Source organism: Mycobacterium kyogaense, assembly GCF_036946525.1.
Lineage (GTDB): Bacteria > Actinomycetota > Actinomycetes > Mycobacteriales > Mycobacteriaceae > Mycobacterium > Mycobacterium kyogaense_A.
In genome coordinates, this window is record NZ_JAQIIY010000007.1 from 66,956 (window position 1) to 91,990 (window position 25,035).

General features: G+C 68.9%; 24 protein-coding genes and 1 pseudogene. 14 read left to right on the forward strand and 11 right to left on the reverse strand.

All coding sequences use genetic code 11. The features are described from left to right. Positions 1-55: 55 nt before the first annotated feature. Both PGN37_RS04580 and PGN37_RS04585 read left to right on the forward strand, forming a co-directional pair. Positions 56-1,276, forward strand: a complete 1,221-nt coding sequence (locus PGN37_RS04580) for an acyl-CoA dehydrogenase family protein (RefSeq protein ID WP_335330084.1) — start codon at positions 56-58, stop codon at positions 1,274-1,276. Then, positions 1,276-2,076, forward strand: a complete 801-nt coding sequence (locus PGN37_RS04585; protein ID WP_335329847.1) for a tyrosine-protein phosphatase — start codon at positions 1,276-1,278, stop codon at positions 2,074-2,076. The genes PGN37_RS04580 and PGN37_RS04585 overlap by 1 nt, the downstream gene beginning before the upstream one ends. Here PGN37_RS04585 and PGN37_RS04590 read toward each other — a convergent pair. The 9 genes from PGN37_RS04590 to PGN37_RS04630 form a co-directional block, all read right to left on the reverse strand. After that, positions 2,073-2,420, reverse strand: coding sequence for a hypothetical protein (locus tag PGN37_RS04590; protein ID WP_335329848.1), 348 nt, complete (start codon positions 2,418-2,420; stop codon positions 2,073-2,075). The two genes, PGN37_RS04585 and PGN37_RS04590, sit on opposite strands and share 4 nt — an antisense overlap. A gap of 541 nt (positions 2,421-2,961) precedes the next feature. Next, positions 2,962-3,447, reverse strand: a complete 486-nt coding sequence (locus PGN37_RS04595; RefSeq protein WP_335329849.1) for a DUF456 domain-containing protein — start codon at positions 3,445-3,447, stop codon at positions 2,962-2,964. Between the two features lie 6 nt (positions 3,448-3,453). Then, complete coding sequence (locus PGN37_RS04600) at positions 3,454-3,861, reverse strand: PPOX class F420-dependent oxidoreductase (protein WP_335329850.1); 408 nt, start codon at positions 3,859-3,861, stop codon at positions 3,454-3,456. 13 nt (positions 3,862-3,874) lie between these two features. After that, positions 3,875-4,573, reverse strand: a complete 699-nt coding sequence (locus tag PGN37_RS04605; RefSeq protein ID WP_335329851.1) for a haloacid dehalogenase type II — start codon at positions 4,571-4,573, stop codon at positions 3,875-3,877. Next, positions 4,570-5,532: an NADPH:quinone oxidoreductase family protein gene (locus PGN37_RS04610; protein WP_335329852.1), complete on the reverse strand. Its 963-nt coding sequence runs from the start codon at positions 5,530-5,532 to the stop codon at positions 4,570-4,572. Before PGN37_RS04610 ends, PGN37_RS04605 begins: the two co-directional genes overlap by 4 nt. 7 nt (positions 5,533-5,539) lie before the next feature. Beyond that, positions 5,540-6,403 (reverse strand): SDR family oxidoreductase, encoded by an 864-nt coding sequence (locus PGN37_RS04615; RefSeq protein WP_335329853.1) that lies wholly within the window; start codon positions 6,401-6,403, stop codon positions 5,540-5,542. 13 nt (positions 6,404-6,416) lie between these two features. Then, the gene (locus PGN37_RS04620) at positions 6,417-7,826 is read right to left on the reverse strand and encodes an aldehyde dehydrogenase family protein (protein WP_335329854.1); all 1,410 of its coding nucleotides are present in this window, start codon (positions 7,824-7,826) and stop codon (positions 6,417-6,419) included. Between the two features lie 75 nt (positions 7,827-7,901). Beyond that, positions 7,902-8,831, reverse strand: a complete 930-nt coding sequence (locus PGN37_RS04625; RefSeq protein WP_335329855.1) for a class I SAM-dependent methyltransferase — start codon at positions 8,829-8,831, stop codon at positions 7,902-7,904. Between the two features lie 37 nt (positions 8,832-8,868). Further along, positions 8,869-9,504 carry a TetR/AcrR family transcriptional regulator gene (locus PGN37_RS04630; RefSeq protein WP_335329856.1) on the reverse strand — a complete coding sequence of 212 codons (636 nt, stop codon included), beginning with the start codon at positions 9,502-9,504 and terminating at the stop codon, positions 8,869-8,871. Positions 9,505-9,608: 104 nt separating this feature from the next. Here PGN37_RS04630 and PGN37_RS04635 point away from each other — a divergent pair, with 104 nt between their 5' ends. Genes PGN37_RS04635 through PGN37_RS04645 form a run of 3 tightly spaced genes read left to right on the forward strand, consistent with a single transcriptional unit; the run spans position 9,609 to position 12,852 of the window. After that, the gene (locus tag PGN37_RS04635) at positions 9,609-10,172 is read left to right on the forward strand and encodes a TetR/AcrR family transcriptional regulator (RefSeq protein WP_335329857.1); all 564 of its coding nucleotides are present in this window, start codon (positions 9,609-9,611) and stop codon (positions 10,170-10,172) included. Between the two features lie 59 nt (positions 10,173-10,231). Further along, positions 10,232-10,696, forward strand: coding sequence for a hypothetical protein (locus PGN37_RS04640; protein WP_442932854.1), 465 nt, complete (start codon positions 10,232-10,234; stop codon positions 10,694-10,696). Positions 10,697-10,740: 44 nt separating this feature from the next. After that, positions 10,741-12,852, forward strand: a complete 2,112-nt coding sequence (locus PGN37_RS04645; RefSeq protein WP_335330085.1) for an FUSC family protein — start codon at positions 10,741-10,743, stop codon at positions 12,850-12,852. Here PGN37_RS04645 and PGN37_RS04650 read toward each other — a convergent pair. Beyond that, a complete protein-coding gene (locus PGN37_RS04650; protein ID WP_335329859.1) occupies positions 12,841-13,815 on the reverse strand; it encodes a pirin family protein in 975 nt (324 codons plus the stop codon). The two genes, PGN37_RS04645 and PGN37_RS04650, sit on opposite strands and share 12 nt — an antisense overlap. Positions 13,816-13,951: 136 nt before the next feature. Here PGN37_RS04650 and PGN37_RS04655 point away from each other — a divergent pair, with 136 nt between their 5' ends. Next, complete coding sequence (locus tag PGN37_RS04655; protein WP_335329860.1) at positions 13,952-14,176, forward strand: hypothetical protein; 225 nt, start codon at positions 13,952-13,954, stop codon at positions 14,174-14,176. Here PGN37_RS04655 and ptsP read toward each other — a convergent pair. Then, positions 14,173-15,943, reverse strand: a pseudogene (gene ptsP, locus PGN37_RS04660) (phosphoenolpyruvate--protein phosphotransferase). The gene PGN37_RS04655 and the pseudogene ptsP sit on opposite strands and share 4 nt — an antisense overlap. A gap of 42 nt (positions 15,944-15,985) precedes the next feature. Between ptsP and PGN37_RS04665 the strand changes: the two are divergent. The 8 genes from PGN37_RS04665 (at position 15,986) to PGN37_RS04700 (ending at position 25,031) form a co-directional block, all read left to right on the forward strand. Next, positions 15,986-16,765 (forward strand): DeoR/GlpR family DNA-binding transcription regulator, encoded by a 780-nt coding sequence (locus tag PGN37_RS04665; protein WP_335329861.1) that lies wholly within the window; start codon positions 15,986-15,988, stop codon positions 16,763-16,765. Continuing rightward, on the forward strand, positions 16,762-17,739 hold the full coding sequence (locus PGN37_RS04670; protein ID WP_335329862.1) for a 1-phosphofructokinase family hexose kinase: 978 nt from the start codon (positions 16,762-16,764) through the stop codon (positions 17,737-17,739). The genes PGN37_RS04665 and PGN37_RS04670 overlap by 4 nt, the downstream gene beginning before the upstream one ends. A 24-nt stretch (positions 17,740-17,763) precedes the next feature. Then, positions 17,764-19,794 (forward strand): PTS fructose transporter subunit IIABC, encoded by a 2,031-nt coding sequence (locus PGN37_RS04675; protein ID WP_335329863.1) that lies wholly within the window; start codon positions 17,764-17,766, stop codon positions 19,792-19,794. Between the two features lie 43 nt (positions 19,795-19,837). Further along, a complete protein-coding gene (locus tag PGN37_RS04680) occupies positions 19,838-20,095 on the forward strand; it encodes an HPr family phosphocarrier protein (protein ID WP_046364643.1) in 258 nt (85 codons plus the stop codon). 271 nt (positions 20,096-20,366) lie between these two features. Next, the gene (mycP, locus tag PGN37_RS04685) at positions 20,367-21,683 is read left to right on the forward strand and encodes a type VII secretion-associated serine protease mycosin (RefSeq protein ID WP_442932846.1); all 1,317 of its coding nucleotides are present in this window, start codon (positions 20,367-20,369) and stop codon (positions 21,681-21,683) included. Continuing rightward, positions 21,680-23,086, forward strand: a complete 1,407-nt coding sequence (gene eccE, locus PGN37_RS04690; RefSeq protein WP_335329865.1) for a type VII secretion protein EccE — start codon at positions 21,680-21,682, stop codon at positions 23,084-23,086. Before mycP ends, eccE begins: the two co-directional genes overlap by 4 nt. Next, a complete protein-coding gene (locus PGN37_RS04695) occupies positions 23,083-24,696 on the forward strand; it encodes a PPE domain-containing protein (protein WP_335329866.1) in 1,614 nt (537 codons plus the stop codon). Before eccE ends, PGN37_RS04695 begins: the two co-directional genes overlap by 4 nt. Further along, complete coding sequence (locus PGN37_RS04700; RefSeq protein WP_335329867.1) at positions 24,696-25,031, forward strand: YbaB/EbfC family nucleoid-associated protein; 336 nt, start codon at positions 24,696-24,698, stop codon at positions 25,029-25,031. The genes PGN37_RS04695 and PGN37_RS04700 overlap by 1 nt, the downstream gene beginning before the upstream one ends. Positions 25,032-25,035 lie beyond the last annotated feature (4 nt).

A 25,035-nucleotide genomic window follows, 5' to 3' on the forward strand; every position in this document is an offset into this window, starting at 1 on the left:
CCTCGCCGCCGGCGGCGTTTACACGTGTCATATCGTGGCGGGCATGGACTTCGCGATGTCTGCCAAGGCGGCCGACTACCACCAGCGGTTGACCGATTTCATGGTCGAGAACGTCATTCCTGCCGAGGAGTCCTACGAGCGGTACCGGCGTGAGGCCGGCCCCGACGATCACACGGTGCCGCCGGTCATCGAGGAGTTGAAGGCCGAAGCCAAGAGCCGTGGGCTGTGGAACCTCTTCCTGCCCGACGAGTCGGGGCTCTCCAACCTCGAGTACGCACCGCTGGCGGAGTTGACCGGCTGGAGCATGGAGATCGGCCCGGAGGTCACCAACTGCGCGGCCCCCGACACCGGCAACATGGAGACGCTGCATCTGTTCGCGACTCCGGAGCAGCGCAAGCAGTGGCTCGAGCCGCTGCTGGCCGGTGAGATCCGCAGCGCGTTCGCGATGACCGAGCCTGCGGTCGCCTCGAGCGACGCCCGAAACATCGAGACGACGATGCTGCGCGACGGCGACGATTACGTCATCAACGGTCGCAAGTGGTGGATCTCCGGCGCTGCCGATCCGCGGTGCAAGATCCTCATCGTCATGGGCCGTACCAACCCGGATGCGGCCAGCCATCAGCAGCAGTCGATGATCCTGGTGCCCGTCGAGACCCCCGGGGTGTCGATCGAACGGTCGCTTCCGGTGTTCGGGTGGCAGGACCAGCACGGCCACTGCGAAGTCGCCTTCGACAACGTGCGGGTGCCGTCGTCGAACCTGCTCGATGCCGAGGGCAGCGGATTCGCGATCGCCCAGGCGCGCTTGGGTCCGGGCCGAATCCACCACTGCATGCGGGCGATCGGCGTGGCTGAGCGGGCGCTGGCACTGATGATCGACCGGGTGCAGAAACGCGTCGCGTTCGGCAAGCCGCTCGCCGAACAGGGTGTGGTGAGGGAGTCGATTGCGTTGTCTCGCAATGCGATTGACCAGACGCGGCTGCTGTGCCACAAGGCGGCGTGGACGATCGATCAGCACGGCAACAAGCACAAGGACGCACAGGTGCTGGTTGCGCAGATCAAGGCGGTGGCACCGAAGATGGCGTGCGACGTCATCGATCGTGCGATCCAGGTGCACGGCGGCGCGGGTATCGCCGACGACTTCCCGCTGGCGCGGATGTACGGGTGGCACCGGGCGATGCGGCTGTTCGACGGCCCCGATGAGGTGCACATGCGCACCATCGCCCGCGCCGAATTGGGTAGGGAGAAGTCGGCTTTGGCGGCGGCGGTGACCAGCTAGTGGCTTCGGCCGGCGACGAACTGTCGGGCGCATGGAACTTCCGCGATGTCGCCGAGCAGACCGGGATCGTCCCCGGACGGTTCTTCCGGGCGAGTGAGCTGTCCAAGCTCGACGATGCCGGGCGCACGGCGTTGCGGGGGTTCGGCGTGACGGATGTCGCCGACCTGCGCACACTGCGGGAACTGGAGCGGCATGGCCCGGGACTGGTGCCCGACGGGGTCGACATCCACCATCTGCCGTTCGTCGAGACGACGGCGTCAGACGACGAGGCGCCCCACGAGCACGCGTTCAAGCGGATGATGACCGACAAGCCGGACGGTGAATCGATCGCCGACGCTGCCGCGCGGTACATGACCGAAGAGTACGGGCGGATCGCGAGCGCGCCGTTGGCGCAGCGGGCCGTTCGGGAGGTGGTCACGCTGCTCGGTTCGGGACGACGGGTGCTGGCGCATTGCTTCGCGGGCAAGGACCGCACCGGTTTCACGACCGCCGTGGTGCTGGAGGCCGCGGGGGTGGATCGGGACGCCGTGATGGCGGACTATCTGCGCAGCAATAATGCGGTGCCGCAGCTGCGGGAGAGCATCCTGGCGAATCTGCGGGAGCGCGCGGCGGAGGCGCCGGAGATCCTGGATCTCGCGGAGGCGCGGCTCACCGATTCGGTGCTGGGGGTGCGCGAGGAGTACTTGGCCGCGGCGCTTGGCACGGTGGATGACGAATTCGGTTCTCTGGCAGGTTATCTGGAGGCCAGCGGGCTCACCGCGGCGGATCTGGACCGGTTGCGCGCCCAGCTTCAGGGCTAGTCGAGGTACAGCGCGACTCGGTCCCAGAAGTGTTCGTCGTCGCGACCGGCGGCGATCCCCGCGCGGGCGCGAAGCTCCATGGCGCGGCGGTAAATTCGCTGTTCCGTAGTTCGGGGCACTTCTCCGGGGCCGTATTTGCCCCGACGGAGTCGGCGGACCCGGCCGCGTTCCCGCTCCCAGCGAAGGGCATCGGAGACCGTCTTGGCGGGCCGGCCGGTGACGGTGAAACCCTGGTACTCGAGCGCGTCGAGGAGGTCGGGGATGGTCTGTGGGCCGACGCGGAACAGGTGGTCGGTGATCACCGAGCGCAGGCCGATTCCGCGGATCACGTACAGGTCGGACATGGTCGAAGGCTTGCACGGCGCACCGACATGCAGCGGCGTTGCGCGCGGCACGATGGTCCGCGGCGGCCCACCCTCAGCGACATTGTCGGCGGATACACAGCCCCACTAACCAAGCGCCGAAAAAGTCGCCCACAGTGGGCACCCGGCACACACGCCCGTCACCTCGTCAGAAACACTCGATTCGTCCACGCGAACCGCAACCGCGAACCCACCCCGCTCGCCGACCTACACAACCCTTGCCGCGGACCTACCCCGCTCGGCGGCCCACCCTCAGCGACATTGTCGGCGGATACACAGCCCCACTAACCAGACACCGACACAGTCGCTCACAGTGGGCAACCGGCACACATGCCCGTCACCTCGTCGGGTACACCCGACCGCCCAGATCATCGTCGCCACCAATGACCGGGAACGAGCGGCGTCTTTCGCGGCACGATGGTCCGCGGCGGCCCACCCTCAGCGACATTGTCGGCGGATACACAGCCCCACTCACCAGGCACCGAAAAAGTCGCTCACAGTGGGCAACCGGCACTTACGCCCGTCAGCTCGTCAGGTACACCCCGACCGCCCACGTCACCGTCGCCAACAGCGCCCCCGTCAATTCCACACCCACCGACAGCGCAACCCCTTTGACCGCGTGCACGGTCGACGCCCAGGCCCGCGTCAGGTTGCCTCGTGATGCCAACTCAGCTCCGAACACCCCCGCGACGAACCCGACCACCAGCCCGACGACAGGGATCACGAAGAAGCCGACGAACCCCGCCAGCGCTCCCACCACCAGAACCGACGTCCGCACCTGAGCATCGCGCATCCGCCGCGCCGGCCACACGTATTTGATGATCGCCGCCGCCGCGAAGAACGCCGCCGCCACACCGAACGTCACCCACGCGGCCGCGCCGCCCTCGACGAAAGCCCACACCCCGATCGCCGCGATCACCAGGATTCCGCCGGGCAGGATCGGCACCAGGATGCCGACCAGGCCCACGGCGATCACCAGCCCGACCAGGATGATGCCGGCGGCGCTCACTCCCGGTCAGCCCGCCATCGGACTGTTGACCTTGTCGGCCTCGATCGTGACGATGAGCCGCGTCTCGTCGGGATTGCCGCTGAAGTACGGATACGGGATGCCGAGATATTTCTGCGACAGCTCGTCGATGTGCGCTTTGCCGCCCTCGCTGGTCATCGACGTCACGCGACCGCGCACCTCGTAGAAGCGCGCGACGTTCTCGGGATCGGCCACGTTGACCGCGATGCGCGGATCGCGGCGCAGGTTCCGCTCCTTCTGCATGCCGCCGACGATGTTGAGGACGACGTTGGTGCCGTCAGTGGTCACCCACGTCTCCGTGAGCTGCGGCGAGCCGTCCCCCATCAGCGTCGCGACGAAGCAGGGGCTGGGCTTGTTCAGCAGGTCGATCAGATCATCAGGAAGGGGGACGGTCATGGTCACGATCCTCTCAGGCTCCGAGCTGGTCGGCGAGATCGCCGAAATCATTTGCCACGACGTCGAATTCGTCCGCAGCAGGTTTCCGCAGCGCGCGCTCCGGGCCGTACTCGGTGGGCCGGAACACGAACCCGGTCCGCAGCCCGGCATCCCGCGCCGCGCGTAGGTCGGACGGATGCGCAGCCACCATCATCAGCTCGTCCGGCGCCACGTCGAGGATCTCGGCACAACCGAGATATGTCTCGGGATCGGGCTTGTAGTGCCGGAAGACCTCGGCGGACAGCACGCAATCCCACGGCAGACCCGCGTACTTGGCCATGTTCGTCAGCAGGGACACATTGCCGTTCGACAGCGTGGTGATGACGAACTTCTGCTTGAGCCGGGTGAGTCCGGCCACCGCGTCCGGCCACGGGTCCAACCGATGCCACGCCCGGTTCAGATCGTCGATCTCCGCGTCGTCGACGTCGATCCCGCGGTCGGTGAGCAGCTCCACGAGCCGCTCACGATGCAGGTCGTCGATCCGCGTCCACGGCAGCTCGCCACGACGCACTCGATCCATCGCGGGCGCGTAGCCGGCCCGCCAGTCATCGGCGAACGCCGACCAGTCGTCGGAGATGCCGTGCCGGTCACCGAACGCCGCGAGCTCGCGGGCCACGCTGGAGCGCCAGTCGACGACGGTGCCGAACACGTCGAAGGCCAGCGCCCGGATCACGGCTCCAGAACCAGCTTCCCGTGGATCTCTCCGTCGGCCAGCTTCTGAAGCGCGTCCGCCCCGCCCGACAACGGAAACCGCACCGGCTCAGGGGGTCTCAGACCCTGCGCCACCAGCTCGGCCAACCCCGCTCCGACCTCGGCCTGCGCACCGGGCGTGCGGTTGACGAATTCGCCCCAGCCGACTCCGACCACGCTGACATTGCGCAGCAGCAGCCGGTTCACCTTGACCGTCGGGATACCGCCGGCAGCGAAGCCGATGACCAACAGCCGGCCCTCGGTCGCCAGTGCGCGGACGGCGTCGTCGAACGCGGATCCGCCGATCGGGTCCACCACGACGTCGACTCCCCGGCCGTCGGTGTGCTGTTTGACCGCGTCCAGCCACCCGTCGGTCAGCGGCAGAACCACGTCCGCACCCAGGGATTCGACGAACTCGACCGCCGAGGGACGGTGCACCATCGCCACCACGCGAGCGCCCAGACCTTTGGCGATCTGCACCGCAGCCGTTCCGACGCCCCCGCCCGAGCCGAGCACCAGCACGGTCTCCCCGGCACGCAGCGCCGCGCGGCGTTGCAGCGCGAAGTACATCGTGTAGTAGTTGCCCAGCAGCGCGGCCGCGGACGCGTCGTCGACGTCCGGCGGCGTCGGCACCACACTCCCGGGAGCGACGGCCACCTGCTCGGCATAACCGCCGAGCATCGTGAAGGCCGAAACCCGTTGTCCGACAGCAAGAGACGAACCAGCCGGTGCGGAACGTACCGTGCCCGCCACTTCCATGCCGGGGATGAACGGCGGGTCCAGCCTCAGCTGGTACTCACCGCGGAGCAGAAGCAGGTCGGGGAAGCACACCCCGGCGGCGCGGACGTCGATCACCACCTGCCCGTCACCCGCGGGGTCGGGCATGTCCGTGTAGGACAATCCCGCGGGTCCGGACAACTCCTGCGCGACAAGCGCTTTCATGCAGCCGTCAGCCGAGGTTGAACGACGCGCGCTCGGCGGCCGACAGATCGGTGATCTCGCCCCACTTGCCTGCGACGTCGTCGACCGAGGGCACCTCGGTGAACGTCACACCCTTGTTCTGGAACAGCGCCACCCGCTGGACCTTGCCGCCACCGACGATGAACACCGACGCGGTCTCGGGCACCTCTTCGGTGCACAGGTAGGCCACCACGGGCGCCACGTACTCGGGCGTGAGCTTCTCGAAGACCTCCGGCGGCAGGATGTCCTGCGTCATGCGGGTCGCCGCGATCGGGGCGATCGCGTTGGTCTTGATGTTGTACTTCGCGCCTTCCTGGGCCAGCGTGTTGATCATGCCGACGAGACCCAGCTTGGCGGCGCCGTAGTTGGCCTGCCCGAAGTTGCCGAACAGACCACTGGTCGAGGTCGCGACGACGACGCGACCGAAACCGTTCTCGCGGAAGTGCGGCCAGGCAGCGCGGACCACGTTGTAGCCGCCGTAGAGGTGCACTTTCAGCACGGCGTCCCAGTTGGAGAACTCCATCTTGTGGAACGTGCCGTCGCGCAGGATGCCGGCGTTGCTGACCACACCGTCGACCTTGCCGAACTCGTCGACCGCGGTCTTGATGATGTTGGCAGCGCCCTCGGGCTCGGCGACGGAGTCGTAGTTGGCGACCGCGCGCCCACCCGCGTCCTTGATCTCCTTGACGACCTCGTCGGCCATGTTGTGGCCGGCGCCCGTGCCGTCTCGTGCCCCGCCGAGGTCGTTGACGACCACGCTGGCACCCTCACGGGCGAGCGTCAGCGCGTATTCGCGCCCGAGTCCGCCTCCGGCACCGGTGACGACGATGACCCGATCCTGCACTCCTGGCATGAGTATCCCTTTCTCAGAAAAGCCGTCTGGCGAGCTTCCACGCCTTCTCTGTATACGGGGGGTAGATGAAGGAGGCGACGTCGGGTCGGGTCGGCTTGGTCATCACGGTCTTCTTGTGGCTGAACGTCTCGAAGCCGAACTTGCCGTGGTAGGCACCCATGCCGGACGGTCCCACGCCGCCGAAAGGCAGCTTGTGCGTGGCGAAGTGGAACAGCAGGTGGTTGATCACCATGCCGCCGGCGGAGATGTTCTTGACCACGCGCTCACGCACCGCTTTGGTCTTGGTGAACAGGTAGGCGGCCAGCGGTTTGGGCCGCGCGTTGACGAAATCAATTGCCTCGTCGATATTTTGGACGGTCACCACGGGAAGGATCGGTCCGAAGATCTCGTCGGTCATCAGCGGTTCGGCCGGGTCCGGGTCGACGACGACGGTCGGCTGGATCTTGATGTTGGCCGCGTCGGAGTCTCCGCCGACGGCGACGGTGCCCTTGGTGGCGGCCAGGGCGTTGGTGAGCCGGTTGAAGTGCCGCTCGTTGACGATGCGCTTACCGCTGGGGTTGTTCGCCTCGAAGTCGGCCACGGCGGCGCGCAGCTTGTCGACGAACTCGTCGCGGATCGAGGCCTCGGCCAGCACGTAGTCGGGCGCGATGCAGATCTGCCCGGAGTTGATCAGTTTCGTCCACGCGATGCGCTTGGCGGCGACCTCGATGTCGGCGTCGGCCGACACGATCACCGGGCTCTTGCCACCGAGTTCGAGAGTGACCGGCGTCAGGTGCGCGGCGGCCCGCTCGTAGACCTTACGGCCGACCTCCGTGCCGCCGGTGAAGAGCAGATAGTCGAAGCCCTGGTCGATCAGTTCCTGGCTCACCACGCCGTCGCCTTCGATCACGACGACGGCGTCGTTGTCGAGGTAGCGCGGGACCAGCTCGGCCATCAGCGCCGAGGATGCCGGGGACACCTCGGAGGGTTTGAGCACGACCGTGTTTCCCGCGGCGATGGCGCCGACGGCGGGGCCCAGCGTCAGCGCGAACGGGAAGTTCCAGGCACCGATGATGAGCACGGTGCCGTAGGGCTCGTATTCGACCCAGCCGCGCCCGGGCAACTGGGACATCTCGAGCATCTTGTAGCTGCGCTTCATCCACTTGCTCACGCTCTTGGCGGCACTCTTGGCCTCACCCGCGGTGCTGGCGACGTCGGCGAGCCAAGCTTCGAACGGGGTGCGACCGAGGTCCTTCTCCAGCGCGTCGGCGATCGCCGCCTCGTTCTCGGTCATCAACCGTCCGAGGGCGTTCAGCTGCTGCTTACGCCATTCGACGCTACGGGTGCGCCCGGTCGCGAAGGTCTCCCGGAGCCTGCGGACGGTGGCTGCGATGTCGGGGGTGTCGGCGCCCAGTGCGACGGGCACAGCGGAATCGGTGGTCATGAAGGGTCTCCTTGATCTGACCGGCGAGTACCCCGAATCGTAGCCAACCATCCAGTTGGTGAACAGCCGCCCGGTTCAGTCCCGAACGGCGGTGGTGAACGTCGAGAACGATCCGCTGTCGGCGTCCTCGACCTCGACGTAGCGGTCGAGGCGGCGCATCTCGTCGAGCGAGGGCACCGCGGTGGCGCGCCAACCGTGGGCGTCGAGCCACTCGGCGACGTCGGCGCGGTCGGGATCGTCGTAGGTGAGCTCGCTGATGTCCATCGGCTGGACGTCGAACTGTGCGGTGATGCGGGCGAACCGCTCGCGCATGCGTTCGCGGCGGTCCTCGGCGTGCAGACCCATCGACTCGGCGGCGATGCGGCTGCCCGGCGCGCTCAGCTCGGTGACCTGTGTGAACAGTCGGTCCTGGGCGTCGGCAGGCAGGTACATGAGCAGTCCTTCAGCCAGCCACGCCGTCCGCTGACCAGGGTCGAATCCGGCAGCCGTCAACGCGGCTGGCCAGTCCTGGCGCAGGTCGATCGCCACCGCGCGCCGGTCGGCCGTGGGGTCGACGCCGTGGTCGGTGAGCGTCGCGGCCTTGTACTCGAGCACCTTGGGCTGGTCGATCTCGAAGACGGTGGTGCCCGCCGGCCAGGGTAGCCGGAACGCGCGGGAATCCAGGCCGGACGCGAGGATCACGATCTGCCGGACGCCCGCGGTCAGCGCCTCCTCGAAGAAAGAGTCGAAGAACCGGGTGCGCACCGCCTGGTAGCTCTTCATGTTGTCGAACATCGCGGCGACCTCCGGATCGGAGGTGGTCACCCGGGCGACGAAATCGTCATCGAGCATCAGCGCCCACACGCCATCGCCGGCTTCGGCGATCAGGATCTCGGCGTACGGGTCACGAATCAGCGCGTCGGGGCGCCGCGTCTCAGCGGCGCGCGCGGCGGCGACCATGACGGCCGTGGCGCCGACGCTGGAGGTGATGTCCCAGGAGTCGTTGTCCGTGCGCGAGCTGCTCATACTTCGGGAGTCTAACTATCGCGACGGCCCGGTGAATCTAGGAACCGAGATGCCACAGCTTGTTGGCAAGAAGAAGCTCGAGTTTGTGAACCACCGTGCCCAGCGCGGCGCGGTCTCCGACGAACCCGGCATAGAAGCCCATCCCCCACAGCACCGCGACGAGCATCTCGACCAGATGGTCGACGTCGGTGTCAGAGCTGAGCTCACCTCGAGCGATCGCGTCGTTGACCGCCCACGCGACGAAGGACCGGGAGTTCTTCAGCGGATCGTGCTCGTCGCTGACCAGCTCGGGATGCCGTTGGGTCTCCAGGACCGACGTGACCAGGAACGCCGCCGCGGAGCGATCGTCGGTGTCGACCTGCGTGGTCGCCGCCAGGAACGCCGCCAGCCTGTCGACCAGGCCGGTGCGTTCTCGCGCGCGGGACACTCCGGTGCTGACGATCGTCGAGTTCGTCTGCTCGACGACCTCGCCCCACAGCACACGCTTGCTGGCAAAGTAGTGATTGATCGCTGGTCGGGTCAGATCGGCCCGGACGGCGATCGCCTGGAACGTCGCGGCGTCGTACCCCAACTCGCTGAACACCTCGCGCGCAGCAAGCAAAATGCGCTCCCGCGTCTCGGCAGCCTTCGCCGCGGGGGGTCGACCTGGGCCTCTACTCGCCGTGTAAGGCACCCCGAAATTGTGCCACACGTCACCGGCAGCACCCGCAGGCCGTCGTTTACGAACCCGACAGGCGCATTTGAGCAAACCTCGAACCGCCGTTTTAGAGTTTGGACATGGGGGCAACGGGGTCACGGGAATTGTTTTTTCAGGCGGGGTTCGATGTGCTGGCCGAATCCGGATACGGCGGTCTGAAGCTCGCGGCGGTGTGCGGCAGGCTCGGTGTGACGAGCGGGTCGTTCTATCACCACTTCGCGAGCTGGTCGGACTTCACGCGTCAGCTCGTCACGGACTGGAAGGTCCGGATGACGGTCCGCGTGGAAGAGGTCGGCGAGGACCCCGACCCGAGGCGACGGCTGGATCGGATGATCAAAGGCGGGTTGACGCTGCCGCACGGCGCCGAGGCGGCGATCCGCGTCTGGGGCTCGATCGACCCGCACGTGCGCGATGCGCAGGCGGCGGTCGACCGTCACCGTTTCGACGCGGTCTTGGAGGCCGCGTTGCAAGTATTGGGAAGCAGACGGCAGGCTGAGATGTTCGCGGCGTGGTCGATCTATCTGCTCGTCGGATACGAGCAGGCACTGTTGCCACGCAACCCGGACGGATTGGAGTGGCTGGTGACCGAATTGCTCGAAAGTCTGGACGCCGGGCGGTTCGCGTCGGTGCCAGATAGTGACTGACAGTGACTGACTCTGCCCGCACCGAGACCGACGCAGCGCCCGTCGAGCATGTCGTGGCGATGCTGCGGGAGCGGCTGTACGGGGCCATCTCGTGCCTGGCCACGCTGGTGGTCCTGACTCGCTACACAGAAGACGACACCAGCGGCTGGGCCCGCATGCTCGATGTCGCGGTGACCATGGGCGGGCTGTGGGCGGCCAGCCTGCTGGCCGACTGGGTCGCCCACCTGGCCGTGCACGAGGAGGCGCCGCACGGGGTGGAGCGCTGGCGGATCATGCAGGCGTCGGGGCAGATCCTGCAGGCAGCTGTGCTTCCGCTGGCGGCACTGGCGACCGCGGGCTTCGGGCTGCTCGACACCGACACGGCGATGTGGGTCGCGAAGTGGATCCTCGTCGGCGAGCTCGGCCTCATCGCGTTGCTGGCGGTGCGCCGCACTCGGTTGCCGTGGTGGCAGCAAACGCTCACCGTGGTAACCCTGGTCATGGTGGGCCTGCTCGTAATCGCGGTGAAGGTGCTCGCGCATTGACGACCGCGCCGACGCTCGACGTCCGCGCACGCATCGTCCGGCGGATGCATCAGCGAGACCCGGACAACGACGCGCTGCGGCGTGCCGTGCGGGCAGCCACCGTGGTGCCGATCTCAGCGGCCACGAGCTTCCTGATCGGCGGAGGCAATCCGCAGACGGCGCTGTTCACGCTGTTCGGTTCGGTGGCCCTGCTGGTGTTCTCCGATTTCCCGGGCAATCGGCAGAACCGCGCCGTCGCCTACGCCGGTCTCGGCCTCAACGGCTTCGTGTTGATCACGGCGGGCACGCTGATCGCGCCGTATCCGTGGCCGGCGGTGGCGGTGATGTTCGTGCTCGGCGTGGTGGTGACGTTCTCCGGTGTGCTGAGCGAGACGGTGGCGGCCGGCCAGCGGGCCACGCTGCTGTTGTTCGTGTTGCCGGCGTGCACGCCACCCGGCCCCATCGGTCAGCGGCTGACGGGCTGGGCGATCGCGCTCGCCGTCTGCGTGCCGGCCGCGCTGTTCGTTCTGCCGCCGCGGCATCACGGGCAGTTGCGCCGGCACGCGGCCCGGGCCTGCCGCACGCTGGCCGACCGAATCGACGGCGCCGCCACTGCTGACGATGTACGCCGAGCGATGAACCAATTACGAGAGACGTTCCTGGGGGCGGATTTTCGGCCGGTCGGATTGACCGCGGGCAGCAGGGCGCTGGTGCGGGTGGTCGACGATCTCGAGTGGGTGTCCGATCGGGTCGGGCACGACGCCGGAGTCACCTTGCGCGACCGGAAAGCGGTGGTGCGTGTGCTGCGCTCCGCCGCTGCCGTGCTGCGCATCTCCCGGCGGACCGAGCGGGACGTGGCCCGCATGGATCTCGACGCGGCGCTCGAAGTGTTGCGGACGACTGCGCGGGGCCGTTGGCGGGAGGACCTCGACGAAATCCTCAGCGCCCCCGACGACGAACGCGCCGTCGAGTTGGGCCGTGCGTTGCTGCAGCGGCGCACGATCGCCGCGACGATCGGTGCGACGGGCCGCATTATCGCCGCCGCCGCGGCCGCCGACGCCCGACCGGTGTGGGCCAGGGCTCTGGGCAGGCGACTGCCGGCTACCGGAGCGTCGGACCGGCTGTTGCCCGAAGCCGCTGCGGTCGCGCAGATCACGTCGGGCTTCCTCGCGAATCGCGCCGTGGCGGTGCGCAACAGCGTGCGCACCGGCCTCGGCTTGGCCATCGCGGTCGCCGTGACTCACATCTTCCCCGTCGAACACGGCTTCTGGGTGGTGCTGGGCGCACTCTCAGTACTGCGAAGCAGCGCACTGTCCACGGGAACGCGCGTGCGGCGCGCGGTGACCGGGACGGCGATCGGATTCCTTCTCGGCGCGCTGCTCATCGGTCTGGTCGGGGTGGATCCGCATGTGCTGTGGGTGCTGATGCCGTTCGCGGTGTTCGGCTCGGCCTACGTTCCCGAGATCGCCTCGTTCACCGCGGCGCAGGCCGCGTTCACGATGATGGTGCTGATCTTCTTCAACCTGATCGTGCCGACGGGCTGGCAGGTGGGGTTGATCCGGGTCGAGGACGTGATCGTCGGCGCGTTGGTGGGCGTGGTGGTGTCGGTGCTGCTGTGGCCGCGGGGTGCGACGGCCTCGGTGACCCGGGCGATCGACTCGGCACGGTCGATCTTCGCCGGCTACCTGTGGGCGGCGGTGCTACGTATCACCCGCGGCGCCTACGAGGAGCGCAACGACGAGGTGACGACGTTGAGCCATCAGGCCCTGGCGGCCTCCCGAGTGATCGACGATGCTGTGCGCCAATATCTTTCGGAAAGCGGCGGCGACTCGGATTTCCGGGCGCCGGTGGTCCGCTCGTTCAACAGGGCGATCCGGCTGCGGATGGCTGCCGATCTGATCGCCGACATCCCGACACCTCCGCCGCTGTCGGCGTACCCGGCCGTGCGCGCGGTCGTCGAATCGCATGCGAAGGCGATCCGCGAGCGGGTGGCCGGTAGCCCCAACGCGGCGTCGTCGCTGACGCCGATCAGCGACGATTTCGTGCGGGCCCTCAGAAATGAGATGCGCGAGAAGGCACCGGAGAACGATCTCGGCATCTCGGCGGCGCTACCGCTGCTGACCGTCGCGGCCCTGCTGGGCGAGTTGGAGCTGATCTATCCGGCGTCAGCGGATTGACCGGTGCGGCATCAGCGCGTTCGGCGGGATGGCGCCGAACCGACCGGCGTTGAAATCCTCGACCGCAGCGATGAGTTCGGACTTGGAGTTCATCACGAACGGGCCGTACTGGAACACCGGTTCCCGCAACGGCCGGCCGCCGAGCAGCAGCACTTCCATCGCGGGGCGATGGGCGTCCTGGGTGGCTGCGGCGGCGACGCTGATGCGGTCGCCGGGCCCGAGGACCGCGAGCTGACCCTGTTCGATCGGGTGGCCGACGGGGCCGACCGACCCGCGGCCGGACAGCACGTAGACCAGCGCGTTGAAATCACGGTTCCACGGCACGTCCAGCCGGGCGCCGGGCTGAATGGTGGCGTGCGCCAGCGTGATCGGGGTGTGGGTGGCCCCCGGGCCGGCGTGGCCGCCGACGTCGCCGGCGATCACGCGGACCAGGGCGCCGCCGTCCTCGGAGGCGACCAGACCGACCTGGGGGCCTTCGATCGACTGGTATCTCGGCGCGGCGAATTTGTCGCTGCGGGGCAGGTTCACCCACAGCTGGATGCCGTGGAACAGGCCGCCGCTCTCGACCAGTTCGGCCGGCGGGGTCTCGATGTGCAGGACGCCGGACCCTGCTGTCATCCACTGGGTGGCGCCGTCGGTGATCATGCCGCCGCCCCCGTGTGAGTCCTGGTGGGCGAAGCGACCGTCGATCATGTAGGTCACCGTCTCGAAGCCGCGGTGCGGGTGCCAGTCGGTGCCGCGCGGCTCACCGGGTTGGTACTCCACCTCGCCCATCTGGTCCATGTGGACGAACGGGTCGAGGTCGCGGGCGTTGACACCGGCGAAGGCGCGGACGACGGGGAAACCCTCACCTTCGTAGCCGCGGGGGCCGCTGGTGACCGAGCGCACGGGGCGTTCGGTGTCGGCGGGCGTGGGTGCGGACAGCCGGGGCAGGGTCAGGGTGTCTGCGGTGATTGCGGGCATGTTCTTTTCAACCGGACCGCGGTCCGATTAATTCCTGGAGTCCTTCGCGCCGCTGGTGTGCAGCCAGATCGCCAAATCGGCCATTTTGATGCGCTGGACGCACACTAGACGCGTGGGCCGTGGGTACTAGGCGGCCATGACAGAGCACTGGCAGGTCGTTGCCGCTACCCCGCACGATCCCGGGAACCCCGACAACGGCGCGCAGGAAACGTCCCTCGTCGACGGGCCCGAGGACGAGGCGCGACGGGTGTACGCCGACACCATCTCCTCGGCCGACGAGCACGGCTACGTATCGGTGAAGCTGACGCGCGACGGCGTCGACGTGGAAACGTGGCCTCAGGCCGCGGGCTGGACCGTCTAGCCCAGCACCTCGAGCGCGGCCGCGCGGGCGTCTGCCGCGCTGGCGGTTCCCAGGACGGCATCGGCTGCTTCGCGGCACTGCTCGAGCGTCACCTGCGCGAGCTTCGCGCCGACACCCTGCACCGCGGCGGCCGCGGCCGACAGCGACGTGACGCCGAGCCCGGTCAGCACGCACGCCAGCAGCGGGTCGGCCGCTGCCTCACCGCACACCCCGACGGGCTTGCCCGCGACGATGCCGGCGCGGACGGTCATCGCCACCAACGCGAGGACGGCGGGTTGCCACGGGTCGGTGAGGGTGGCCAGGTCGGCGGACATCCGGTCAGCGGCCATCGTGTACTGCGCGAGGTCGTTGGTGCCGATCGACAGGAAGTCGACGTGCTCGAGGATGCGGTCGGCCAGCAGCGCGGCGGCGGGAACCTCGATCATCACGCCGGGGGTGAGGCCGCGGCTGCGCACCTGCTCGGCGAAGTTCTGCGCCTCCTGGGCGGTCGCGATCATCGGCGCCATCACCCACGGCTTCTGGCCGGTGCGCTCAGCGGCAGCGGCGATCGCGTCGAGCTGGTGAGCCAGCAGCCCGGGGTTGTTCTCCGCGATTCGGATGCCGCGCACCCCGAGCGCCGGGTTGGCTTCGTCCGGGTGACCGGCGAACTTGAGTGGCTTGTCCGAGCCGGCGTCCAGCGTGCGGATCACGACCTTGTGCCCGGCGAACGCGTCGAGCACCTCGCCGTAGATCTCGGCCTGCTCATCGACAGTGGGCTCGGCGTCGGTGTTGAGGAAGCACAGTTCGGTACGGAACAACCCGACGCCTTCGGCCGGAGTCTCCCGCGCGGACCGCGCAGCGGCGCCGTCCTGGACGTTGGCCAAGACGGCAACCTGGTGACCGTCGGCAGTCTGACCCGGCCCGGTCCACCCGGCGGCCGCGGCGGCCACGCGGGCGGCGTCGTCGACGGCGGTGCGGGCCTCGGCGGCGTCGGGATTCACCGTGACCGTGCCTCGGGTGCCGTCGACCAGCACGGTCGTCCCGGCGGGCACGTCGTCCAACCCGGCGACGGCGACCACGCACGGAATCCCCAACTGCCGCGCGATGATCGCGGTGTGGCTGGTGGGGCCGCCCAACGTGGTGGCCAGCGCGACGATGAGCGCGGGGTCGAGGCCGGCGGTGTCGGCGGGGGCGAGGTCTTCGGCGCACAGCACCGACGGCTCGTCGGGCAGCGGCACGCCCGGTTCGGGCAGACCGTTGAGCTCGGCGATCACGCGGTCGCGGATGTCGCGCAGGTCGGTCACGCGCTCGGCCATGAGGCCACCCAGCTTGGTGAACATGTCGACGAACTGGTCGATCGCCCCGCTCACGGCGCGGACGGCGGGCGTGCCGTCATTGATGCGCTTCTCGGCAGCACCGAGCCAGCCGCGGTCCTGCGCGAGGGTGGCCGTCGCGGCGAGAACCTCCGAGGCGGCGCCGGTGGCGTGGGCGGGCGCGCTCCCGCAGCCGGGTGGCCACAGTGGCCGCGGCCGCGCCGAAGCGTTCCTTCTCGGCCGGGCGGTCCGCGTCCGCGATCTCGGGGAGAACGGACACGTCGACCTCGGGCAGCTTGCCCGGACGGATCACGGGCGCATACGCCACCCCGGTCACGACGGGGACGCCGTGCAGGACGGCGCTGGATGCGGCCGAATCGGAGACCTGTGAGCTAGACAGGGACATCGCAGTCATGTGAACCAGGTTACAAGAAACCGTTGACAAGTCAACACGTTCAAGAGTAAAACCAACAATATCAACAATCAATCGCACACATCCCCACACAAACGGAGCTCCATGTACCCCGAAGAGCGGCAGCAGGCCATCGCCTCGCTGGTCATGGCCAAGGGCCGCGCCTCGGTGACCGAACTGGCCGCGGCCTACGACGTGACCACCGAGACCGTACGTCGGGATCTCGCGGTTCTCGACAAAGCGGGCGTCGTGCGGCGGGTACACGGCGGGGCCGTACCGGTACGCGCACTACACCTCGTCGAGCCGGGCGTCGGCGAGCGCGACGTCACCCGTTCCGAGCACAAGGACGCGATCGCCGAAGCGGCCGCCGAGTTCTTCCCGCTCAGCGGGGCGACCGTGCTCCTCGACGCCGGCACCACCACCATGCGCATCGCCGCGCACCTGCCGACCGACCGCGAACTCGTCGTCGTCACCAACTCCGTGCCGATCGCCGCGCGCCTGGCCACAATGCCGACGGTGTCACTGCAGCTGCTGGGCGGACGGGTCCGCGGGGTCACCCAGGCCGCCGTCGGCGAGCAGACGCTGCGCGTGCTCGACACCCTGCGGGTGGACATCGCGTTCATCGGCTCCAACGCCATCAGCGTTCGGCATGGGCTCTCCACCCCCGACAGCGAGGAGGCGGCCGTCAAGCGCGCGATGGTGCAGTCCGCTAACTACGTTGTCGTCGCTGCGGATTCGTCCAAGGTGGGTCGAGAGGACTTCGTCAGCTTCGCGCCCATCACCAGTGTCGACACCCTCATCACCGACCCGGAGATCAGCGCCGCCGACCGGAGCGCGCTGACCGACCAGGGCATCGAAATCGTCTGCGCAGGAGACCAACTGTGATCGTCACCGTGACCCCCAACCCGAGCATCGACCGCACGGCGTCGCTGCCCTCTCCCCTGACCCGAGGCGCGGTGCATCGCGTCACCTCGGTGACCGATCAGGCCGGCGGCAAGGGCGTCAACGTCGCCCGGGCCCTGACGCTGGCCGGTCTCGACGCGCTCGCGGTCCTGCCGGCCAGCGCAAACGACCCGTTGATCACCGCACTGCAAGCCGCGGCGGTGTCCTACCGCGTGGTGACCTCCGCCGAACCCGCCCGGACCAATCTGACGATCACCGAGCCCGACGGCACCACCACCAAGATCAACGAGCCGGGCGCCACGCTGGACGCGGCGACGGTGACCGCGCTGACCGACGCGGTGCTGGCTGCCGCCGACGACGCGGACTGGGTGGTGCTGTCCGGCTCGTTGCCGCCGGGGATGCCGACGTCCTGGTACGGCGACGTGGTGGCGATGCTCGCCACGCGTCGGTGCCGGGTCGCCGTCGACACTTCCGACGCGCCGCTGGCCGCCCTCGTCGCCTCCCTGGAGCGCGGCGCACCGGATCTGATCAAGCCCAACGCCGAGGAACTGGCCAGCGTCCTGGGCCTGTCCCCCGAGGTTCTCGAACAGGCTGTCGCACAGGGTGATCCCGAGCCGGTCGTGGCCGCCGCGCACCAGCTCGTCGACCGCGGCGTCGGGGCCGTGCTCGCCACCCTCGGCGCCGAAGGTGCCGTGCTGGTCGACGCGAACGGCGCCTGGATGGCGACACCGCCGCCCATCGTGCCGCGCAGCACCGTCGGCGCCGGCGACTCCTCGCTGGCCGGATACGTCCGCGCCGAAGTCGGTGGCGCGGTCTCCCCGCAGCGCCTCCAGATGGCCGTCGCCTACGGCAGCGCCGCCGCGGCACTTCCCGGAACCACCCTTCCCTCACCCGCCGAGATCGACCTGGCAGCCGTACACGTCGCGCCGATCTCCCCGATTCCCGCCACCCAGTAACAGCCGAAGACGAAAGTAGCTCCCATGACAAGCTCGACCACTTCATCACCACCGATCATCACCACCGATCTGGTCCTCCTCGACACCGCCGTCGACGGTGACAAGCAGGCCGTCATCACCCGGATGGTCGGCGCACTGGCCGCGGCCGGTCGCACCGACGACGCCGACGGGCTCGTCGGCGCCGCCATGGCCCGCGAACAGCAGTCGGCCACCGGTCTGCCGGGCGGCATCGCGATCCCGCACTGCCGCTCCCCCTACGTCGAGACCCCGACGATCGGGTTCGCCCGGCTCAGTCCCGCAGTCGATTTCGGTGCCCCCGACGGCCCGGCTGATCTGGCATTCCTGATCGCCGCACCGGACTCCGGCGGCCAGGAGCACATGAAGCTGCTGTCCAGCCTGGCGCGCGCGCTGGTGCGCAAGGACTTCGTCGAGTCGCTGCGCAATGCGTCGTCGGCCGACGAGGTCGTCGCACTGGTCGACGGAGTGGTCAACCCGGCTCCTGCCGCCGCTCCGGCCACCCCGGCTCCCGCCGCGGCTCCGGCCGAGAAGCCGGCCGCCAAGACGCTGATCGCGATCACGGCCTGCCCCACCGGCATCGCCCACACCTACATGGCCGCCGACGCGCTGGCCGCCGCGGCCAAGGAGGCCGGGGTCACCATGGTGGTCGAGACGCAGGGCTCCTCCGGCAGCACGCCGGTGCCCGCGGAGACCATCGCCAAGGCCGACGCCGTCATCTTCGCCACCGACGTGGGCGTCAAGGACCGCGCCCGTTTCGCCGGCAAGCCGGTGATCGCCTCCGGTGTGAAGCGCGCGATCAACGAGCCGGCCAAGATGGTCGCCGAAGCCGTTGCCGCAGCTGACAATCCGAACGCGCCGCGGGTCGAGGGCACGGCGGGCGCCGCCGCCAGCTCGGCTCCCAGTGGCAACGTGGGATGGGGCACCCGCACCCGGCAGATCCTGCTCACCGGCGTGAGCTACATGATCCCCTTCGTCGCCGCGGGCGGTCTGCTGATCGCGCTCGGCTTCCTGTTCGCGGGGTATGAGATCGCGAACAAGCCCGAAGGGGCGACGCAGTCGCTGGGCAACATCATCGCGCTCAACAATTCGCTGACCAACCTGCCCAGCGGCGGCTTCACGCAGTACCTGGGCGCCATCCTGTTCAGCCTCGGTGGCCTGGCCTTCAGCTTCCTGGTCCCCGCCCTGGCCGGCTACATCTCCTTCGCCATCGCCGACCGGCCCGGCATCGCACCCGGCTTCACCGCCGGAGCGCTCGCCGTGTTCGTCGGCGGCGGATTCATCGGCGGCATCGTCGGCGGCGTCATCGCCGGCTTCGCCGCCCTGTGGATCAGCAATCTCAAAGTGCCGCAATGGTTCCGCGGTCTGATGCCGGTGGTCATCACACCGCTGGGCGCGTCACTGGTGGTCGGCCTCATCATGTTCTTCCTCGTCGGTCGTCCGCTGGCGTTGATCAACACCGGCCTGACCAACTGGCTGAGCAGCCTCTCCGGTACGTCTGCGATCCTGCTCGGCGTCATCCTCGGCCTGATGATGTGCTTCGACCTCGGCGGACCGGTCAACAAGGCTGCCTACGCATTCGCCACCGCCGGGCTGGCCGCCTCGACCACCGCGTCGATCCAGATCATGGCCGCGGTGATGGCCGCCGGCATGGTGCCCCCGCTGGCGATGGCACTGGCCACCACGGTCCGGCCCGGCCTGTTCAGCGAGCCCGAGCGTGAAAACGGTCGTGCAGCATGGCTTCTCGGTGCTTCGTTCATCTCCGAGGGCGCGATCCCGTTCGCCGCGGCCGACCCGCTGCGCGTCATCCCCTCGATGATGTTCGGCGGCGCCGTCACCGGAGCGCTGTCCATGGCCTTCGGCGCGACGTCGCGGGCCCCGCACGGCGGCATCTTCGTGCTCTTCGCGATCGACAACAAGCTGGGCTTCGTCATCGCTCTGCTCGCCGGTACCGTCGCTGCCGCGGCGGCCGTGGTCGCCGCCAAGCAGTTCATCAAGCCCGGCGCCAAGAAGGCCGAGCGCGAGCTCGTCGCCGCCTGATCCCCTACCGAACCCGTCACCACCCATCGAAAGAGGAGAGTTCATGCCCACCAAGACCGTCATCGTCGGCTCGTCCATCGGACTGCACGCCCGGCCCGCCGCGATCATCGCCGAGGCCGTGGTCAACGCCGGTGTGCCCGTCACGCTCTCGGTCGACGGCGGTGAACCGGTGGACGCCGGCTCGGCGCTGATGATCATGACGCTGGGCGCGGGCAACGGGGCGCAGGTCACCGTCGCCTCCGACGACGAGGCCGCGGTGAACACGATCGCCGAGCTGGTGCAGAAAGATCTCGACGCCTAGTCGTCTTCGCCGAAACTGCGTTCCGCGCGACGAATGCCCTCGAGGGGTCGCGCGGAACGCAGTTTGGGTGAGAAAGAAAGCGGAACGGCCTCCCTCCGCGGGCCCTTAAGCTTGCCGATGTGCCCGCACCGCAGCCGTTTGACGTGACCTTTTGCGCCGTGAACGTGGCGGCGCTATGTTTGCTGACGTCGGCGCGGGCGGTGCTCGCGGGTCAACATCGAGCGGGGGGTGTCCAGTAGTGCGGCGACTGGCTTCTCTGTTTGCTGTTCTGATGCTCGTCGTTCTGCTGGTACCACCGACGGCGGGCGCAATCGAACCGCCGATCATCGATCCGGCCGCGATCCCGCCTGATGAGACCGGCCCGGATCAGCCGATGGAGCAGCGCCGGGTGTGTGCCGCCCCGACGGTGTTCCCCAACTCGAACTTCGCTGACCGGCCCTGGGCCAACGACTACTTACGGCTGGCAGACGCGCAGCGGTTCGCGACGGGAGCCGGCGTAACTGTTGCTGTGATCGACACGGGGGTCAACGGCTCGCCGCGCGTACCAGCAGAACCGGGTGGGGACTTCGTCGACCAGGCCGGTAACGGCATGTCCGACTGTGATGCGCATGGCACTCTGACCGCCGCTGTGATCGCGGGCCGGCCCTCCCCCACCGACGCCTTCGTCGGCGTCGCCCCCGACGCCCGCATTCTGTCGCTGCGCCAGACCTCCGACAGCTTCCAGCCGGTAGGGACGCGCACCGATCCCAACGACCCCAACTCCACCCAGACCGCCGGTTCGCTGCGCAGCCTGGCGCGCGCGATCGTGCACGCGGCCAACCTGGGCGCGCAGGTGATCAACATCAGCGAGGCGGCCTGCTACAAGGTGACCCGCCCGATCAACGAGAGCGTGGTCGGCGCCGCGGTGAACTACGCGGTCAACGTCAAGAACGCGGTGATCGTCGTCGCGGCCGGCAACACGGGCTCCGAGTGCACGCAGAATCCGCCGCCGGATGCCGCGGTGCCCGCCGATCCGCGCGGCTGGGCCAACGTGCAGACCATCGTGTCGCCGGCGTGGTACTCACCGCTGCTGCTGACCGTCGGCAGCATCGGCCCGAACGGACAACCCAGCGGGTTCTCGATGCAGGGGCCGTGGGTCGGGGCCGCCGCACCCGGCGAGAACCTGATCGCGCTCGGCTACGACGGCAATCCGGTCAACGCGCTGCAGGGCGAGGACGGGCCCATCCCGATCGCGGGCACCTCCTTCTCGGCCGCCTACGTGTCGGGCTTGGCTGCGCTTGTGCGGCAACGCTTCCCGGAGCTCACCGCAGCGCAGGTCATGAACCGCATCACCGCGACGGCCCGCCATCCCGGCGGAGGCACGGACAACGTCGTCGGCGCAGGTGTCGTCGATCCGGTCGCGGCGCTGACATGGGACGTGCCGCCCGGCCCGGCCACGATTCCGTACCAGATCAAGGCAATTCCACCGCCGGTGTACGTGCCGCCGCCCGATCGGAACCCGATCACGTGGGTGGTGATCGTCGGAGTGAGCGTGGCAGCGGCGCTGGGTATCGGCGCGATGGCACGACGGGCGTTGAGGCGCCGATGAGCAGAGTGCTGTCGGTGTTCGGGGTGCGGTTCACCACCGGGCACGCGCTGTGGGCGGCAGTGCTGGTCCCCGCCTGCCTACTGCTGTTCGCCCAGATGCACCTGATGTGGCTGGGCATCACACTGTCCGTCCTGATCGGCATCGGCGCGATCCTCACCCTGCGCGGGCGCCGTGTGACCGGTTGGATCGCAGCGCTTTTCGCGTGGCGCCGCCGGCACCGCCAACCACCCCCCGCCCCGTCGGAGCCAGCGGTCGGAGCGACCGTCATCCCAGGTGACCACGTCGCGCTGCGGTGGCAGGGCGACTACGTGGTCTCGGTGATCGAGCTGGTGCCCCGCCCGTTCACCCCGACGGTGATCGTCAACGGCGCGGCGTTCACCGACGACGTGGTCGACACCCGCACGATCGAAGAGCTGTTGGAGGCGTACTGCCCCGACCTGGAGGCCGACGTGGTCTCGGCCGGGTACCGGGTCGGGCGGACGGCGCCGGCCGCCCTCGTCGCGCTCTACGACCAGGTGGTCGGGCCCTACCCGGCTCCGGCGAACAGACGGACGTGGATCGTGTTGCGCGCCGATCCGGAGAAGACCCGCAAGGCGGCACTGCGCCGAGACACGGGAGTTGCCGGGCTGGCCCAATACCTGATGGCGTCCACCACCCGGATCGCCGATCACCTGGCCAGCCAGGGCATCGACGCCCGCCCGGCTCGCAGCTTCGACGACTTCGACCGCGCCACAGAGATCAGCTTCGAACAGGAACACTGGTCGATGATCAAGGGGCGCAGCACGTTCACCGCGGCCTACAGCGCACCGGGCGGCCCCGACGTGTGGTGGTCGGCCCGCGCCGATCACACGCTGACCCGGGTTCGCATCGCCCCCGGCGTCGCACCGACGACGACGGTGCTGCTAACCACGCTGGCGAATCCGTCCACACCGCGAGGCTTTTCGTGCCTGTTCGGTGGCCAGCGCGCCGCCCTGCTGGGTGAGAGTCCGGTCAGTGACCGGCATTACGAGCTGCCGATCGGATCGGCAGGCATCCTCGTCGGCGAGACGGCGGACCGCTATCCGGTGTACATGCCGTTCGACGACGTCGACGTGAGCATCAACCTCGGCGACGCGCGGCTCTTCACGCAGTTCGTGGTCCGGTCGGCCGCGGCCGGGGCCGTGGTCACGCTGAGCCCGCAGTTCGAGGAGTTCGCGGGCTACGTCAACGCACGCATCGGGCAGGTCGCCAAGATCGCGTGGCCGACGGCGACGACGTACCTGGGACCGCATCCCGGGGTGGGCCGAGTAATGTTGCGCAGCACATTCATTGCCACGCCGCGGCACAAGCAGTTGCCGATTCGGCTGATCAACCCGCGGGAAGAGAGCCGGTACCAGACGGTGCTGGAGGGAGAACGCGCATGAGTGACGAGGTGCGGGTCCAACCGTCGGACCTGACGGCCAAGGCGAATCAGATCCGCGGGCTGACGTTCGCCTCGGCACAGGCGCAACCGCCGCTGATCTCCGCCGACGCGCTGATCATCGCCAGCGTCGCGGTGACCAACATCGCGCAGAACGCCGAAAACCTTTGGGCCTACCAGGAATACGGCCGTCTCGAGGGGCAGCGTCTCGCGCAGACGCTGGACAACGTGGCAGGGGCCTACATCCAGATCGATCAGCAGTCCGGTGAGGGTATCGGTTCGACGTTCGACGTCCCCGGCGGCGCCCCCGGTGGTCCGGTGATACCGAAGACCACGGATATCCCCGCCCCGCCGCGCCCGCCCAAGATGCCGATCCCGAAGGGACAGTTGGCATCCGAGCAGGGCTTCATGGATCCGCAGTCGGCGCAGACGGCCCTTGACGCGGGTGACGACGCCGCGTCGCTGCGGGCTGCCGCCACGATGTGGCGGGCCAACGCCGACTCGCTCGCGGCGTCGGCGGAGGAGTTCGAGGTCAACTCCACGGATTGGGAGGGTCAGGCAGCCGACGCGGCGTACGCGAAGTTCAACGCCTACCGCGACTGGCTGATCTCGCTGTCCGGGTCGTGGAAGCGGTTGGCCGACGAGGCAGAGGTGGCGGCGACAGCGCACAGCAAGGCGAAGAGCGATCACGAACCGATCGCGCAGCGCTACCGCGAGTTGTCGCAGCAAGTGGTCGACAACCCGCCCTACAGCCCGGCGTGGGTCGACGCGATGAACAAGATCGCCGAAGAGCAGAAGAAGTCCGAGGAGGTGCGCAACACCTACGCGCGCGAGGCCGTGGTCAATCAGATCGAGCCTGAAGAGCCGCCAGCGCCGGTGGTGTCGGGTATGCCGGTCACAGCGGAGGATCACCGTCGGGCCCGGCCGTATCGCGAGGGCGAGCCGGCGGGCAGTGGTGGCGGTGGCGGCCAGCAGGCACCTGGCGGCGGGTCCGGTGGTGGGGCGCCGCAGGAGGCGCCGATATCCCCGATGTCGGCCGGAGATCCGGCCGCGCAAGCGGCACAAGCGGCGCAGCAGGCAGGACAGCAAGCCGGTCAGCAGGGCGGCGGGTCTCCGAGCGGGGGGTCGCCCGGCGGTGGGCAGCCAGGTGGCGGTCAGCCGGGCGGCGGTGCCCCAGGCGGAGGCATGCCGGGTCTCGGCAAAGGCGATCCGAAGTCACCCAACGATCCGAAGCTGCGGCCCGCCGCGGCGCGCGGCGGAGGCGGAGCAGGCGGGGGCAGCGGCGGTGGAGGCGGCGGAATGCCCGGCGTCCCGTTGCAGCCGGCGGTGGGCGCGGAGACGGTGGCGCCGACGCCGTACGCAGCGTCCGCAGGACCCGCGGCAGGGGCTGCAGGTGCGGCCGCCGGTGGTGCGGCGGCCGGTGGGGGCGGCATGGGTGGCATGGCGCCCATGCACGGTGCCCACGGGGCCGGCGGGAGCGGGGACAAGAAGCGCAACCCGCAGCTGTCGCAGGACGAGGAGATCTACACCGAGAAGCGGCCACACACCGAACCGGTGATCGGGCTGCAGCCGCGTCGGCGGCCGGGCTCTGACGGCACGAGGAAGGAGTCCTAGTGAGTGAGGACATGCACCCCGAGGTGGAAGCGGTTCTGCGCCAAGCACGTCGGCTGCAGTCGTTGATGGACGAGCAGCTCGACAAGATGGCCAGCGAATCGTTCACCGCGGCGGACGAGACCGAGACCGTCGAGGTGACGCTGAACGGTCACCACTGGTTGAAGGACGTCTACATCCAGGACGGCCTGCTGCGGCTGGGCGCCGAGACGGTCGAAGGCCGGGTCAACGAGGCGCTGCAGAAGGCGTCGGCGGATGCGGCGGCGTCGATCGACGCGGACCGGGAACGCATCGATGCGGTGGTCGCGGAGATCACGGCGGAGATGACGCAGGAGTAGTCCT